Raw genomic sequence first — 15,652 nt, 5'->3', positions numbered from 1 at the left:
ATACGTATTTAGTAATTACTTCCAGAAATCAGGTTTTACATTGGTTCCTCTCAGCCGGCAATCCACGCAGGAAATGGAAGACGAGGTAAAGCCAATCAAGCGCGGAATGCCTGCTTTAGGGTAAATGGGAGTTATGGGTATGTAAATACCCGGCGCAAAATAAGCTTCTACATCTTCTATATTATGATATTGCTGATAATCAATAATAATAGAATCCAGCGGCGGACAATCTTCGTAACCGGTGGCAAATCGACCCCAGGTTTTAGGCAACTCTTCTTTGTCCACAAAAATTCTTTTTTGCGTTTCAGAGTGGGCTCCAATAAAACCTATTACCGGTTCGGAAGCATTGGTTACACAATGAATATTGCCGGTAAGCTGGGTAGGAAGTGGATCGAACAAAGAACCAATATTCTCGGTATTTTTGCGCAAGGCTTCGTAGTACGCGTATTCTTCTTGGCTAAGCGCGTATTGTTTTACCAGAATACTGTAACGGCGACCTAATTTAACTGAACCCTGGGGCACCAAAACCAAGGGATAGTTGGATATTACATCTTCGTTTAACCGGGCGGTAGTGCCAATTTTTATGGCCGATGAGTTTTCACTTCTCCAGCATACGTAAATGTTTTCGTTTGAATTGCGTGCTTTTACGCCGTTATCCCGGTATTCTAAAGCGGCAAAATAAGCCGAATTAAATTCCCAGGTTTCTTCGTACTTCCAACGGTAATACTTGGTGTCATTCGCGGCATCCTGGCTGTTTACGTAAATTTGCATACCTTCATCCTTTGCTTGCCAGGTAACCTCATTTATAAGCGGAGTGGTTTTTACCGATACAAAATCAGAGGTATATTCTTTACCGCCGGCGGAAAAATGTAAGCGGTATTTTTTTAGGGGATCTAAATTTAGGTTATCCGAAGTGTACGTACCGGCTTCTTGTTCCCTTAAAATAAATTGCGTTCCGGCTTCCTCTTCCAGGTACACTCTAGCTCCCCTTTCAGCGGGTGGAATTGTATCGGCGGTTAAGTTAATGGTTCGCGAAAGTTTTATAGTAGTAACTCCCTGGGTGTTGATAAAACCATCTACCACCATAAAACTTTCGGGTATATCTTTCACCTTAGGGTCAAACGGATCTACGCAACTGCTTAAAAACAAAAGCAGTGCGAAGAAGTAAAACGCCTGAAGATAGCGCAGAAGTAAACTCATTAGAATTTGAAATTATAGGTGATGGTAGGAATCGGCCGGCCAAAAATGGATAATTGGTAGCCATTAATCTTAGTACCTTCCGATTTAAAATAAATAGAATAAGGGTTCTTACGCCCGGTTAAGTTGTAAATAGCCAAGGTCCAGGAGCTATGGGCCAGCTTCCGCACTTTATGATTTCCTTCAATATTCATGGCAAAGTCGGCTCGGTAATAATCAGGCACCCGGTAGGCATTTCGGTCGGAGTAATATACCCGGTAGGAATTATCTACAAAATATTTAGCTAAAGGCAAGGTAATAGGCCGACCCGTATTGTAAGTAAAATTTAAAGAAGTGCTAAACCGGCGACTAAACCGGTAGTTACCTATTAAAGTAAAATCGTGGGGTTTGTCGAAGTTACTGGGATAGTACGAACCCCCGTTAATTTTATCCGAAGTAGTGCCATCATTCACTTTAACCAGCGACCGGGAATAGGTATAACTTACCCAGCCGTTTAATTTTCCGGTTAGTTTTTTCACCATTATTTCTAATCCGTAAGCTTTTCCGGCGGCATTTACTACATCGGTTTCAATGTGATGATTTAGCAAAAGGGTAGCGCCGCTTTTATAATCCACAAAATCGTGCATTCGCTTATAATAAGTTTCCACGGAAGTTTCGATGGTATTTGATTTAAAGTTGCGGTAGTAACCCAAAGCTACCTGGTCGCCAATTTGTGGCCGGATGTAAGAATCGCTTAGTTTCCAGATATCGGTCGGCGACATGGCCGCAGTATTGGAAAGCATGTGAATGTACTGCCGCATGCGGTTATAACTCACTTTCAGGGATGAGTTTTCGGTAAGTGCAACTTTAGCCGAAAGCCGGTACTCCGGGCCGTGGTATTTAGCTAATGCCTCGCCTTTTTTATACTGGAGAGTATCGATAATGGTACTTTCACTGCGCGAAATTTCGGGTAAATACTGGTATACTTCCTTTGGCCCTAGAGCCTGGTAAAAAGAATACCGCAACCCCACCGAAACCGATAAGCGGGGCGAAATATCGATCCGGTCAGAAGCGTAAATAGCACTTTCTAAAGCTTTCTCCCGGCTCAGCACATCTGTAGCCATTAAAGATTCGGTACCTAATGGTTGCAAACTGCCCGGAGCAATATGGTACAAAATAGAACTCGCCCCAAAATCGAAGGTGTGTTTAGCGTTATGAAAATAACTGAAATCGGCTTGTATGTTTGATTGATTAATGCTGTAATTAAGCCGCGAAGCATTTACCGGATTAATGTCGCTGGTAATATTGTATTTATAGTAACTATAAGCTCCGGTTAACACACCGTATAGTTTATTGTTAAAAATATGTTTCCACTTTAAACTGGCATTTTGATTTAAGTATTGATACAGCGTATCCGCAGCTAATTTAAACTTATCACGGCTTCGGTAACCAGTAGCATAAATAGTATTTTTAGAATCTATCTCGTGGCTGATGTGGGCATTTAAGTCGTAAAAGGCGGCGGAGCTATTTTTAAAACTGCTGTTTTGTAACTTTTGCAGAATCCAGTCGGAGTAAGTACTACGACCACTAATAAGAAAAGCGCTTTTATCTTTTACTATCGGTCCTTCTAAGGTAAGCCGACTAGTAAGCAACCCAATGCCACCGGAACCCGAGAATTGTTTTTTATTGCCATCGCGGGTAGCAATTTCCAACACCGACGCTAACCGACCGCCGTATTTAGCAGGCACCGCACTTTTATACAACTCTACTGTTTTTAAAATATCAGGATTAAAGGCCGAAAAAAAGCCAAATAAGTGCGCCGGATTGTAAATAGTAGCATCGTTAAAAAGAATTAAATTTTGGTCGGTGGCGCCGCCCCTTACGTTCATGCCGGTATTGCCTTCACCCACCGATTTTACGCCGGGTAGGGTAAGCACTACCCGCAAAATATCTGTTTCCCCGAAAGCAGTGGGCACCTGGCGCATGGTTTTAATGTCGAGTTTTTCGAGTCCCATTTGCATGCCTGCCACATTCTTGTCTTTTTCGGCTTCAATTACTACTTCTTTTAATGGGGTAATATCTTCTTCTACTTCAATTTCTAACTGGCCATCGCTTTGCAGTAAAATCTGGCGTTTGGTGTTTTTTATGCCGGAACCTCGTATAAATAAATCCTGGCGTCCTAAGGGTAAGGTTAGAGAATAGTAACCAAACTGGTCAGTAGTGGTGCCTATGGAAGGTGATTGTACGTACACGGCGGCCCCAATTACCGGTTCTCCGGATTTTACGTCGCGCAGGTGACCAGCCAAAGTAGCTTTGCCGGTACTCGCATTGGTTCCTGCTCGCCCTATTTCGTACAACTTGCGTTCCGCTAAAGTTAAAGAACGCGAACTACCCGATGTTGCGCCTGCCCGGTTGCTTACCTGATTGTTATTTGCTACTGCATTATTAGTGCCTTCCGGTTTAAAATAATTGTCGGGTAGGTTTAAATCCAAGGTTACACCCGAGGTAATATAAACCCGGTTTTCTGTATCAGTAGCAAAATGTAAATTGGTACCTTTAAAAACAGAAGTAAGTACTGTTTCCAGCGGTTGTTCTCTAACCTGAATGGTAACAAATAAACTATCTACCGTAGCCGGATCATAGAAAAAGTGGTACTTGGTTTGAGCTTCTATCGCCTTCGCAAACTCTGAAAAAAGTAAATTGTTATAATCACCCGTAATTGCATTATTTTTTGTATTCTGCCCGTAACCAACCCAACTTTCTGTAACCAGAAACAAGAGTAGTACTATACGGAAGTAATAATTCATAAACAGTATTTTTTAGGCTAACGAGTATATTTAATTCTTAAGCAGTGCGGATGGCAATTGGTTGTAATGTTGTACCAGGTTAATGAGAGAAGCTTCGCGCATTTCTTTTTTAAACTTTAAATGTTGGCTGCGGCTGTATTTCTGTAGCTCTTTTTTGTTATCGGCTAAGGCGTTTAGCGCGGTTTTCTTTGTGCCAACCGGGTAGTATTTATCATTCCGGCGAATATAAAATCTATCTTCTATTATAAATTCTCCTTCCATGCCTCTTATAGTCGCATCCTCGTACACTTTTTTCATCCGTTTGGCAAATAATTTTGTTTTGCCATTAACTAATAAATCATAATAGCCGGTTTTGATGGGGGATTCTGTTAAGGTATCGGCAACCAATCGAATAAAAGAATGGCCGTGTACTTTAAAATAAGATACTTTCTTGTTTTCGAGTTTAAATTGCAAGGAACCATTTGGCTCAGAAATAACAATCTGGTCCAGCATTACATCAAATAATAAGGGTACGTTCGTAAACAAATACCCATCGTAATATACTTCTCCTTCCTGCTCTTGGTCAGACTTATAAAACTGATTTCCTTTCAGATAATACTTATCGTAGGTTAAGTACTCTTTACCATTAAACAAGTGTTTGGCATCGGCAATAGTTTGGGTATACCGATTGGTGAGATTAGTTATTCGGGCAGCTAAATAAGCCGAGTCGTTAGTTGCTACTTGGCTAAAAGCTGATTTAGAACAAAGTATTACCAGGAGGGCAAAGCACAAGGTTGATATTTGTATTTTCATTAAATAGCGCCTAATTCAAATAAATTAAACTTATTAGAATAATCTTTAGACATTCAGGTTTAATAAGGTTGAAGAATAACCTTTTAACTAATTTTGAATTTTGCGTGTACCTGAATATTTGCCTTTATAGTAATCCTAAATGTAATATAAAATTTTATATATTCTTTGCAGTTAAGCAGAACTTTATTTTAGGGCTAAAGCGCGAATAATACTTTTGCTATCGTAACTATATTTTAGCTGTTTTAGCTTGCCGGTATGTTGCTTTGAGCGGGTATAGAATGGGTTTAGTTTTATGGTCCATTCTTTATTTTTTACAAATTAATTAAACTTAAATAGGCTTTTGCTTTAAAGCTTATCTTAAAACTTTATTAAAGGCAAACATTATAGTAAACGGATTATTAGCCGTTAAAAAAGAGTCAGCTCGGCATTAATTTAAAATATTAATCTGGTTTATTCTATATAATAAAAAGTATTTTAATACTAAAACAAGATAAGCATTGGGTTTATAATGCAAGAACGTTTGATTCCCTAATTAGAGAAATTATACCGAACGATTAGCTTGATTTTAGTTGTAGTAGGGGAAACGATAAAAAACGATAAAATTATGGAACTGAAAGACTACACTACTTTACAAGAAGAAGAATTCGATGTTATGGCTTACCGGTTAAACCTGTTAGCAGAAGTCTTAGAAAATGTGAAACCAGGAGCGGACTTACCTAAATCGAGAGAATTAAAAAATGCTGCCCGTGAAGTTTTATATTTCTTCCGGCAATTAATTTAAGTAGCAGAAAAAACTTAAGAAGGCCCCGAAAGGGGCTTTTTTCATTTAAAGGAATAGGTGTTAACGGAGAGCTTACCGGTTATTCTTTGCCAGATAAAATTATGAAATTCAAACAAGAGTATCTTGTATTAAGTACCGGACAAAAGTATATTGAAATAATAAATTGACATATTCAAAGAATCTCCATCAGAGGGAAACTACTCTGTTAAATAGCCAAATAGAAACCTTCTGAATAAAAGATTATTTTAACTTATTTTTCTCCGGGTTTTGAAGCAGAATCAATATCCATAACCAAAACCTTTTTCTGACGGAGGGTAAATTTTAGGTTAAGGTAAAATACCTGGTTAAACGGGCATCGAGTGCCGAATTATTTCGGAATTTATTTCATCCGATTCTATTAATCCATCGCGGAGACGTACAATGCGGTGCGCATATTTGGCAATATCTTCTTCGTGGGTAACCATAATAATGGTATTTCCTTTAACATGTAGGTTTTCGAAAAGCTCCATTATTTCGTATGAAGTTTTTGTATCAAGGTTACCGGTAGGTTCGTCGGCGAGCATAATGCTGGGGTTGTTTACCAAGGCCCGGGCTATGGCTACCCGTTGGCGCTGCCCGCCCGAAAGCTCATTGGGCTTATGTTTGGCGCGTGGTCCTAAACCTACGCTTTCCAGCGCCTGCATAGCTTTCTCTTCCCGGGCACTTTTGCCATACCCCGCATAAATCAAGGGTAAACTTACATTATCTAAGGAGGTAGAGCGCGGCAATAAATTAAACGTTTGAAATACGAAGCCAATTTCCTTATTCCGGATTTCAGCTAATTCGTTATCGGTCATATTACTCACGTCTTTGCCATTTAAAATATACTGGCCGCCCGTAGGTGTGTCTAAACAGCCCACAATATTCATGAGCGTTGATTTCCCCGAACCCGACGGACCCATAAAAGCCACGTACTCGCCCCGGTTTATCTTTATCGACACGCTTTTAAGGGCATGAATGGTTTCGCTACCCATGTGGTAGACCCGCGAGATATCTTTAGTTTCGATAATAGTGCTCATAAACAGGTGCGTTTCTAATTATAAACGATAAGGCCGTTGTTTATTGTAACCGCCACGAAAGAGGTTTATTGTTTACGAAAGCTAATTAAAAGCCTACATTTTCAGGATAATAGTTGCCAGATCAATTTAATCAACTTTAGTTTGAAAGATTAGTCTGTAACTATAAACTTTCTGCTCATCTAATTATTTTGCTTAGTCCCAACCCGGAAAAGCGGCTTGTTTTTCTTTTAATTTTTGCTCGTAAGTTGTTTGAAAGTTAGCATACTCTGCCGGACTTAGCAAGTTTTTTAATTCTTCGGCGGCTGTTTGCGCAAAATCAATAAAACCTAATTTAATACTACTAAAAACATACGCCTGATACAATCGCGACGAAAATGGATTATACTTAATACTACTTAAAAGTAAATCGTAAGCTTGATTATCATTTTTCAGAACGCGGCTAAAGAAATTGGCGGCAGCTAGTACGGCATCTTCGTTGTAGATTAAGACTTGCGGAATTTGCTGGTAAAAAGTTTTGGCTCGCTGCGGATTGGTTTTTTCGGCTACTACTGCCTGGTAAAATAATTTCTGATTTTGATCGGCAACCTGATTGGTAAGGGTGGGCAACAATTTATTTAATTCGTTTACTTTCCCTTGCTTCACTAATACATCAGCGCGTAAAAGATTCAGTTCAGAAGTTAGATTTTTATCTCCATTAGCAAGCGACAATGCTGCCTGAATAGTTTGAGCAGCCGCATTTACATTATTGTTTTGTAAATAATGACGCGCCAGTTCCCGTTGCCCCATACTTTTAAACTTACCGGTAGCCAGGGAGTTTACCACATTTTCAAATTCAGTGGTACTTAAATCTGGCCGATATAAATTTAAATAAGCTACTTTGGCCGAGTCGGAAGCAGTAAGTACACTTTGAGTAGTTAAATTAAGAACATTAGCCAGAAAGGTAGCTTGGTTTTTCAGGTTAGGTTCTTTTAAATCAATAACTGCCTGTGACACCGCTGAGTAAGCGGCACCTTTGTCCGGAGTATGCGCCAAGGCGTACAAATAAGGTAGCTCTGCTTCCGGTATCTTGTTGGTGCGGGCTTTATCAAAATAACCAACGGCTGCCTGGTATAACTTCTGTTCCATCAGCCAGGAGCCAATTAAATAATAGTAAAAACCAGCCGTATGAGGCGAAGTCAGTGCTTGATTTTCCAGGGTGGTGCGAGCCTCATTTACCTGGCCGGCATGGAACTGGGTTAAGCCTTTTAATAAAATTAGATTTTCGGCGTAAGGAGCATTTTCCTGCTGGGCCAAATACTGGTTAATGCGCTTAATAGTGGCCGCATTAGATTGCCTTAGGTGCTCCAGGGTATTATGGTAGAATAAAGCAAATTCTGCCGGAGTAAGTACTTTGGCGGGTAGTTTTAAATCGGTAGTGTTAGTGGCTGGTTGCTCCCGAAGTAGATTTAGTAAGGTAAGGTTACTTTGCCAGGCAAGCCATTTAGCAGATGTAGAGCCTTGTTCTGCTAAAGCAACCGCTTGTTGGGGATTCCCGTTTTTCAAATAAAAAGCCAACAAATTGCTCCTTACCAGATCGCTAAATTCTCCTGCTCCGGCAAGGGCTTGCTGATAAAGATATTCGGTAGAATCTACGAGCGAAGTAGTCTCGTAAAGCAGCGCTTTATTGGTAAGCAAAGAGGTGCTATTAGGGAAAGTACGTAACCCTTGGTTCAATAAAAACAGGTGATTAAAAAAGTCTTTCTGGTCGGTTTGGGTGCCGGCTAAACGGGCATAAACTTTCTCGGAGGGCTGGCCGGCTAGCGCATCTTTTAGTAAATTTATTTCAGCGGTACTGTACGAACGTTCGCGATAAAGACCGGCTAAAGCATACGTTGATTTTAAATTATGATGGCTGAAAACGGTGCCTTCGGTATAAAAACGTTCGGCGAGTAATAGATTACCTGTGGCTTTATAAAAATCACCGAGATAATTGTAATAACCACTTTGAGCCTTGCTGTAAATATTAAACGGTGACCGGAATACCAGAGCCAACAACAACAAACTACCCATTAAGTAAACGGTATAAAAAGGCATTTGCTTCGGGTCGAAAACTACTTTATAAACCGCTAAGCGTTGTTGAATAAGTTTATAAAAGTTAAGTAAAATATACAGGAAAAATAAAAAACCGTAAGCCAGGTGCGTATATACAATTACATCTGTAAATGCCGAAATAAACGGCGTATTAACTGTAGCAAACGCATAACCAATGCTTAATAAGCTGATAATACCTAATGTCAGATATACATAACCCGCGCCATTATTAAAAGTAAAATATTTCTGGTACTGTACTTTGCGCCTCTTCCATCCCCAGTAACCTACTAACGTAGATAATAAAAGAATTATAAACGGATCAACGTAGTAAAAATCCAGTTGAATAATTTCTGCATTTCTGAGGTATAACAGCAATAAGTTTAGTAAATACAAAATTCCAATCAAGATAAAATGCCACAAACCGTAACGGCGCTGCGGCGACGAACCTTGCGTATTAAGCCAGAGCAGAGCGTGAATATTCTCGAAAGATACCAGAAAAATAAACAAACACGTTGCTGCAAAAGCAGCCAAACTGCTGTAATGCACTACTTGCATGGCCGATAAAATAGCCGAAAACTGCGAGCTATAATTCATGAAAGCCGCTAAAGCAATCAGAATACCACTAAAAGTTAAAAAACGTACCCATAACGAGGCTTGGGTTATAAAAGCCTGGAAAGCGTAACTAATTAAAACCAATATACCCAGTACTAAAATTAAAAATACCTGGTTATCATCCGGGGTAGCCCGTAATAAATCAAAGTTGCAGGTAGCCAGAAAGAGCATTACCAAGGTCATGGCTACAATGTAAGGAAGCCGCGGAAAGGTGCTGACAATAGTAAAGTAAACGGCCAAGGTTAAACTGAGAATTCCTAAATAAATAGCTGCTAACTCTGGTCGTAGTGTTGGCAAACCTACATCAAAGCGTTCAGAAACCAGGAAACCGGTAACCGGGACCAGGAACGTTTGAAAAAGATCGGTAAATCGGGCAAGCGTAGCGGATACCGGGTGCAATTCCGCTTGCGGTTGCCAGGTTATTACGTAATCGCTGCCGGTGAAATAATGATAAATTGCCAGGCCCAGAGCTACTAAACCCAGCGTGAGTAATACATAAAAAAGAAAAGGGCTGCCCTTACGCCGGCTGCCCAGTAAATTTTGTTCTGCCATTTACGGTTTTAAACGTTAATCCAGCACTTTTGGTACTCTAAAATAATCAGAATCTTTACGAGGAGCATTTTTGAGGCCTTCTTCGTGCGTAATAATAATTTTGGGTTCATCCGGACGCAATACGTTTACCTCTTCGCTCATGTGCAGCAAAGGCTCTACCGCAGAAGTGTCGAGTTCGCGTAATTTTTCCATCCAGTCCAGAATTTTATTCAGATCCTGCAACATTTCCTGTTCTTTAGTTTGATCAAATTCCAGACGGGCTAAATGTGCTAATTTCCGGATCGTTTGTATATCGGTGCTCATAATGATTGTGTAAACTTAAATCAGCTTGAATTATAGTAAATACTTTATTTTTTAAATCTTCCAGATCGGCCAGAGTAAGGTCTGTTGTTGGAATAGGCTCAAAGAACGTGATTTTTAATGGCTGCCAACGCACAATAAATTTACCATCTACATCGGGTAAAAAAATATGATTGTAAGGCATAGAAACCGGAACAATTGGTATTTTCTTTTCGATAGCCAGTTTAAACGGCCCATCTTTAAATGGGAGCATTTCGTAGCCGGCGTTTTCGGCAATGGTACCTTCCGGAAAAATAACTACCGAACGACCCTGATCGAGCGTACGCCCCGATTGAATGTACGATTTGGCCCGGCTAACCGCACTATTACGATCGACGGAAATATACAACTTGTTATAAATTGGTCCCCAGAGAGGTACTTTAGCCAAGGATTTTTTACCGACAAAATTTAAATACCCCGGCACGCTATTTAGCAACAACGGAATATCAATGTACGAACTATGATTGGGCGTATAAATATAAGGGGTGTTTTTAGTAAGCGGCGCCTTATGAGTAATTTGCAGCGGTAAGCCGTACAGGCGTAGTTGTAAATAAGACCAAAATCGGTTTAACCAATGCGCATACCGGTACCAGCGTGGCTTTTGCACCAACACCACAAAAAAAGGATAAAGCAGGAAAAATGGGACAACAAACGAAATAACGCACCAGCCCGCGTAAATTTTACGCAATAATTTTACCAGCAGCTTCATGAAGGCAAAAGTACAAATATTAAGTTTAAGTTCATGAACCGAGTTGTTTTTTACGTGTTTAGGGCAACTACCCCCAAAACTTGCTACCAAATCCTACTGAGTTCTAAAAAAATTAAAGTGGCAAAAATTAGTAAAAAATTCTACTGCGGGTGGTTTAAAATTTTGTCTGCTTTTAGAATGCCGGCTATACTTAAGGCATCGGTAATTTCGCCAGCCATTACCATGCGTACCGCTTCGGTTAGCGGTACTTTTTTAATGTGCAACTCTTCTGTTTCTTCGTGCTCAGTTTCGCCGGCGGTTAAATCCTGAGCCAGAAAAAGAAAGCCAAACTCGCTGGTAACCGAGTTAGAAGTATGTATTCGGCCCAGATCAGTCCAGGAGCCGGCAGTAAAACCTGTTTCTTCTTTTAATTCGCGTTTAGCCGATTCTAAGGCATCAATGCCGTGCGGACCGCCACCTTCCGGAATCTCCCAGGAATACTCGTTTAACGGGTAGCGATATTGGCCAACCAAGTACGTATTGCCATCGGCATCAATGGGCACCACGCCAATAGCCATATTTTTAAAATCTACTACTCCGTAAATGCCCCGGCCACCTTTGGGGTTAATTACCTGATCTTCGCGCAGGCTCAGCCAGGGATTTTCATAAATAGGTTTAGAAGAAAGAGTAGTCCAGGGGTTTTCGTGTTCGTTCATGAATGGTTAAGTTGCAGGTTGCAAATTAGAGGTTGCAAGTTAGAAAGTTCTGAATTTTAAATGGGCATTCAATTAATTACCCAAAAGTCTAACATCTACTATCTTACTATTTATGTCTGTTTACTTAAATAGTAGTATAGTGCCGACGCAGCCATTCGCTTAAACCGTTAAGCCCCGGAAATAAAACCCGTTCAGTAATATTGGCTTGGTCAAGCTTATCACGGATTTCCCATTTTAGCCGCGCCGGAATAATAATCCGGAAATATAAGTCAGGATTTTGTTTCAGCCAATCGCTAAGCAAGGCAGTTGAACTGGACATCAAGGCAAATAAAGCAAACTGATGCACTATTCTCCCATCCAAAGAGGGTGGTTCTAAGAACACAACAAAATCTTCTTCCTGAAAAGCCCCTAATTCTTTGAGTGAACTGCAAACCGGTTCCAGCACTTCGGGGGTAAAAACGTTTGATCCTTCCGCCGAAATAGCATCTTTTAAAACCAGCGGTAAATGCGTGTTGGATTTTACGTAATTTACGCACCAGATTACGGCATCGGTGTCGTAGTGCAGTAAATTATTAGTGGCAAAGTGCAGCGCTACAAATGGCGAATACGTCCAATCGAGCAAGCGGGTAGGTAAGCCATGGTGCTGCGCAACGGCCAGCCAATTCCAGATAGAATTACCCGGAGCAGCATCGCGGTGGGCGTATTTCCTAAAATTGCGTAGTAAATGAGTCTCCAGTTTCGAGTAATCTCCACCCAGCCGGATTAAGCTGGTAGTTAATTCAAAGTTTTTATTCCACATGCCCCGGTATACATAAGAAGACCGGTAGCGATTTATTTTAGGGTCCCAGGAATCATGAAATAAAGCATTCTGTAATTCCTCCCAGGAATGAATCAATATATCGTTTTCTGATGGCATAAAATCAGTTCAGGGCAAATAAAGTTTACTGTTCCGTATACGTGATTGCGGTAAATAGTATGTTGCTTTACCTAAGTTGCCTGCTACAATTAATAGAAATTTACTAAAATAAGGAAAGGAGCAAATAATTAGAAGAATAGGCAGTTATATGGGTGACTTTAGCCGAGGGTAATAAATATGAAATCAAATTGTTTTATTAAAAATTAATTTTCCTATTTTCACCACACGATGAGCTGCGTTTAAAGCAAAACATTAGCTTTCTTTATTTAATAAGGTAGCTTTACTTAAATTTTTCGGCGGAGCTGGCTTTACCTGTATACAGCATATAATCTACTTACTTATATTTTATATTAGAATAGATAATTTTTCATACACTATAAAAATGATAATTAATCGAAGCAGATTCTTAAACAATGTATTAGTGCTGGGAGCAATAACTCTTAGTTCGGTTTTAACTGCCTGTAATAACTCCGGCACTACTCAGGAAAGCAACAGCCAGGCTGCATCGTCATCGGGTGAGACTTTAAAAATTGCGGTTATCCCGAAAGGAACCACTCATACTTTTTGGAATAGCGTACACGCTGGCGCCATGAAGGCCGACCGTGAATTAGATAATGTGGAAATAATCTGGCAAGGGCCGCATAAGGAAGATGACCGGCAGATGCAGATTCAGGTGGTACAGAATTTTGTGAGCCGGGGTGTAAACGGTATTGTATTAGCCCCTCTCGACGAGCGAAGCTTAGTGCCACCGGTTAAAGCGGCCATTAACCGTAAAATTCCGGTTGTTATTTTTGATTCGGATCTGGCTTCGAAAGATTACGCCAGTTTTGTGGCTACCGATAATTTTGCGGGCGGTAAATTGTGCGCCCAGCAAATGGCTAAATTGCTCGACGGAAAAGGTAATATAATTTTACTACGCTATAGCGAAGGTTCTGCCAGTACCCACGCCCGCGAAGAAGGTTTTTTGGCAGGTATGAAAGAATATGCGCCTAACGCTAAATTAATTTCTACTAACCAATACGCCGGTGCCACCATGGAAAAAGCTTTTCAGGCGTCGCAGAATTTGTTAAATCGTTTTGCCAACGTAGATGGCATCTTCTGCCCTAATGAATCTGCTACGCAAGGCATGTTGCGCGCACTGCAAACCGCCGGCAAAGCTGGAAAAGTAAAATTAGTAGGTTTTGATTCGAACGAAACTTTAGTAACAGCCCTAGATCAAGGCACAGTTCATGGCTTGGCTTTACAGGATCCGTTCAATATGGGGTACCTGGGTGTTAAAACCATTGTGGCTCTTATTAAAGGCGAAAAATTCGAAAAACGGATTGACACAGGAGTTACCATGGCTACGAAAGAAAACATTAACGATCCTAAAATTAAAACGCTACTTACTCCAGATCTTAAATACCTGCAAGAGCAATAGAAAGATGAGACTAGGAGCGATAATCCATCGCTCAAGGGTTAGTTATTATTGCTGGTTTATTGGAGTATTTTCTAGAGTTAGAAGTTGGCCAATAAAATTCTACGATACAAATTATTCAGACCTTATAACAAATACATTCCTTGCTACTTTCTTTAGAAAATATAAGCAAAAGTTTCGGGCCGGTAAAAGCCTTGAAAAACGTTAGTTTGCAGGTAGCACAAGGCGAAGTACACGCTTTAATCGGCGAAAATGGTGCGGGTAAAAGTACGCTCATGAAAGTTTTGAGCGGGGCCTACACACCCGATAGCGGAACCATGCATTTAGATGGGCAATTGTACGCCCCAGCTTCGCCGGCGGCAGGTCGTCAGTCGGGTATTGCCATGATTTACCAGGAACTAACTTTAGCGCCGCATTTATCTATTGAAGAAAATATAATGCTGGGGCTGGAGCGTACTAGTTTTGGCTTTGTAAAAAAGCAGCAGCAAAAGGTAAAAGAAGCGCTCGACTGGCTCGGACAAGGGCATCTGAACCCCGATATGCCGGTTAATCGGTTGAGTTTAGGCAAACAACAGCTCGTAGAAATTGCCCGGGCCTTGGTTATTGAATCTCGGGTAGTTATTCTGGACGAACCTACCAGCTCCTTAACCGCCGAAGATGCCCGCGCATTGTTTAATGTAATCCGGAAATTAAAAGAGAATAATATTTCGGTTATTTACATCAGCCATTTTCTGGAAGAAGTAATGGAGGTAGCCGACCGCTTTACCGTTATTCGCGATGGGGAATCTATTACTTCCGGTAATATTGCCGAGGTAACTATTCCGGAAATTATCCGGCACATGATTGGCCGTTCCGTTGAGGAGCTTTATCCGCAAATTTCCCATTCTATTCAGGAGCCGCTACTGGAAGTACGTAATTTAGTAACTGCCCCCTATCATAAAGAAATAACCTTTAATTTAAGAAAAGGCGAAATTTTAGGTATCTCGGGCTTAGTAGGAGCCGGCCGTTCCGAAACTATCCGGAGTATATTCGGCTTGGAAAAAGTACGCAACGGTCAGGTAAAAATTAAAAGTCATCCCGAACTCAATGCGGTTTATATTAATCCGGGCAAAGCTTTAGCTACCGAAATGGATTTACTAAGCGAAAACCGGAAAGAAGAAGGTTTAGCTTTAAATTTATCAGTCGCTACTAATATCACTTTATCGGCTTTAAATAAATATAGTAAATTTGGCCTGTTAAATTTAAGCCAAGAATACGAAACCGCTACTGAGTGGTCTGAAAAGTTGCGCATAAAATGCCGTGACCCGAAACAGGCTATTGGCCGTTTATCCGGTGGGAACCAGCAAAAGGCTTGTATTGCGCGTTTACTGCACCACGATAGCGACATATTGTTTCTGGACGAGCCCACCCGTGGAATTGATGTAGGAAGTAAAGCCGAAATATACCGGTTAATTCAAACCTTAGCGGTAGAAGGCAAGGCCATTGTAGTGGTCAGTTCTTATTTACCGGAATTATTAGGAGTGTGCGATACCCTGGCTGTTATGTACCGGGGCCAGATGTCAGATATTAAGCCAGTATCTGCCTGGACAGAACATGATATTATGCTGTACGCTACCTCCGGCACCAAAGTAACGGCTTAATTCTGTTTGGTTTTAAAAAAACCATTCAACTGAAAGTTGTAAAACAATGTATTTGAATTTATTTGCCGGGTTTTAAATTAAAGATAAC

Annotated in this window: 12 protein-coding genes; 3 read left to right on the top strand and 9 right to left on the bottom strand. The window is 40.7% G+C overall.

The features are described from left to right. Positions 1 to 15: 15 nt before the first annotated feature. Genes HUW48_RS19535 through HUW48_RS19525 form a run of 3 tightly spaced genes read right to left on the bottom strand, consistent with a single transcriptional unit; the run spans position 16 to position 4,775 of the window. Positions 16 to 1,200, bottom strand: coding sequence for a DUF4249 domain-containing protein (locus HUW48_RS19535; protein ID WP_182412539.1), 1,185 nt, complete (start codon positions 1,198 to 1,200; stop codon positions 16 to 18). Beyond that, positions 1,200 to 3,983 (bottom strand): TonB-dependent receptor, encoded by a 2,784-nt coding sequence (locus HUW48_RS19530; protein ID WP_182412538.1) that lies wholly within the window; start codon positions 3,981 to 3,983, stop codon positions 1,200 to 1,202. Before HUW48_RS19530 ends, HUW48_RS19535 begins: the two co-directional genes overlap by 1 nt. Positions 3,984 to 4,013: 30 nt before the next feature. Further along, positions 4,014 to 4,775 carry a hypothetical protein gene (locus HUW48_RS19525; protein WP_182412537.1) on the bottom strand — a complete coding sequence of 254 codons (762 nt, stop codon included), beginning with the start codon at positions 4,773 to 4,775 and terminating at the stop codon, positions 4,014 to 4,016. Positions 4,776 to 5,379: 604 nt separating this feature from the next. Between HUW48_RS19525 and HUW48_RS19520 the strand changes: the two genes are divergently transcribed. Further along, positions 5,380 to 5,556, top strand: a complete 177-nt coding sequence (locus HUW48_RS19520) for a hypothetical protein (RefSeq protein WP_182412536.1) — start codon at positions 5,380 to 5,382, stop codon at positions 5,554 to 5,556. A 344-nt stretch (positions 5,557 to 5,900) separates the two neighbouring features. Here HUW48_RS19520 and HUW48_RS19515 read toward each other — a convergent pair whose 3' ends face one another. The 6 genes from HUW48_RS19515 to HUW48_RS19490 form a co-directional block, all read right to left on the bottom strand. Further along, positions 5,901 to 6,614: an ABC transporter ATP-binding protein gene (locus tag HUW48_RS19515; RefSeq protein ID WP_317173717.1), complete on the bottom strand. Its 714-nt coding sequence runs from the start codon at positions 6,612 to 6,614 to the stop codon at positions 5,901 to 5,903. A 192-nt stretch (positions 6,615 to 6,806) separates the two neighbouring features. Then, positions 6,807 to 9,848: a YfgM family protein gene (locus HUW48_RS19510; protein ID WP_182412535.1), complete on the bottom strand. Its 3,042-nt coding sequence runs from the start codon at positions 9,846 to 9,848 to the stop codon at positions 6,807 to 6,809. 15 nt (positions 9,849 to 9,863) lie between these two features. Continuing rightward, positions 9,864 to 10,151, bottom strand: a complete 288-nt coding sequence (gene gatC, locus HUW48_RS19505) for an Asp-tRNA(Asn)/Glu-tRNA(Gln) amidotransferase subunit GatC (RefSeq protein WP_182412534.1) — start codon at positions 10,149 to 10,151, stop codon at positions 9,864 to 9,866. Next, positions 10,093 to 10,896 carry a lysophospholipid acyltransferase family protein gene (locus HUW48_RS19500; protein ID WP_182412533.1) on the bottom strand — a complete coding sequence of 268 codons (804 nt, stop codon included), beginning with the start codon at positions 10,894 to 10,896 and terminating at the stop codon, positions 10,093 to 10,095. The genes gatC and HUW48_RS19500 overlap by 59 nt, the downstream gene beginning before the upstream one ends. Positions 10,897 to 11,036: 140 nt before the next feature. After that, a complete protein-coding gene (locus tag HUW48_RS19495) occupies positions 11,037 to 11,591 on the bottom strand; it encodes an NUDIX domain-containing protein (protein ID WP_182412532.1) in 555 nt (184 codons plus the stop codon). A gap of 124 nt (positions 11,592 to 11,715) precedes the next feature. Further along, positions 11,716 to 12,507, bottom strand: coding sequence for an FRG domain-containing protein (locus tag HUW48_RS19490; protein WP_182412531.1), 792 nt, complete (start codon positions 12,505 to 12,507; stop codon positions 11,716 to 11,718). A gap of 382 nt (positions 12,508 to 12,889) precedes the next feature. Here HUW48_RS19490 and HUW48_RS19485 point away from each other — a divergent pair, with 382 nt between their 5' ends. Both HUW48_RS19485 and HUW48_RS19480 read left to right on the top strand, forming a co-directional pair. Continuing rightward, on the top strand, positions 12,890 to 13,927 hold the full coding sequence (locus HUW48_RS19485; protein ID WP_182412530.1) for an ABC transporter substrate-binding protein: 1,038 nt from the start codon (positions 12,890 to 12,892) through the stop codon (positions 13,925 to 13,927). A 140-nt stretch (positions 13,928 to 14,067) separates the two neighbouring features. Continuing rightward, positions 14,068 to 15,564 (top strand): sugar ABC transporter ATP-binding protein, encoded by a 1,497-nt coding sequence (locus HUW48_RS19480; protein ID WP_220463955.1) that lies wholly within the window; start codon positions 14,068 to 14,070, stop codon positions 15,562 to 15,564. Positions 15,565 to 15,652: the final 88 nt, after the last annotated feature.

Origin of the sequence: Adhaeribacter radiodurans (genome assembly GCF_014075995.1) — a bacterium.
GTDB classification, from domain to species: Bacteria; Bacteroidota; Bacteroidia; order Cytophagales; family Hymenobacteraceae; genus Adhaeribacter; species Adhaeribacter radiodurans.
This window is presented reverse-complemented; position numbering and strand designations above follow the sequence as displayed.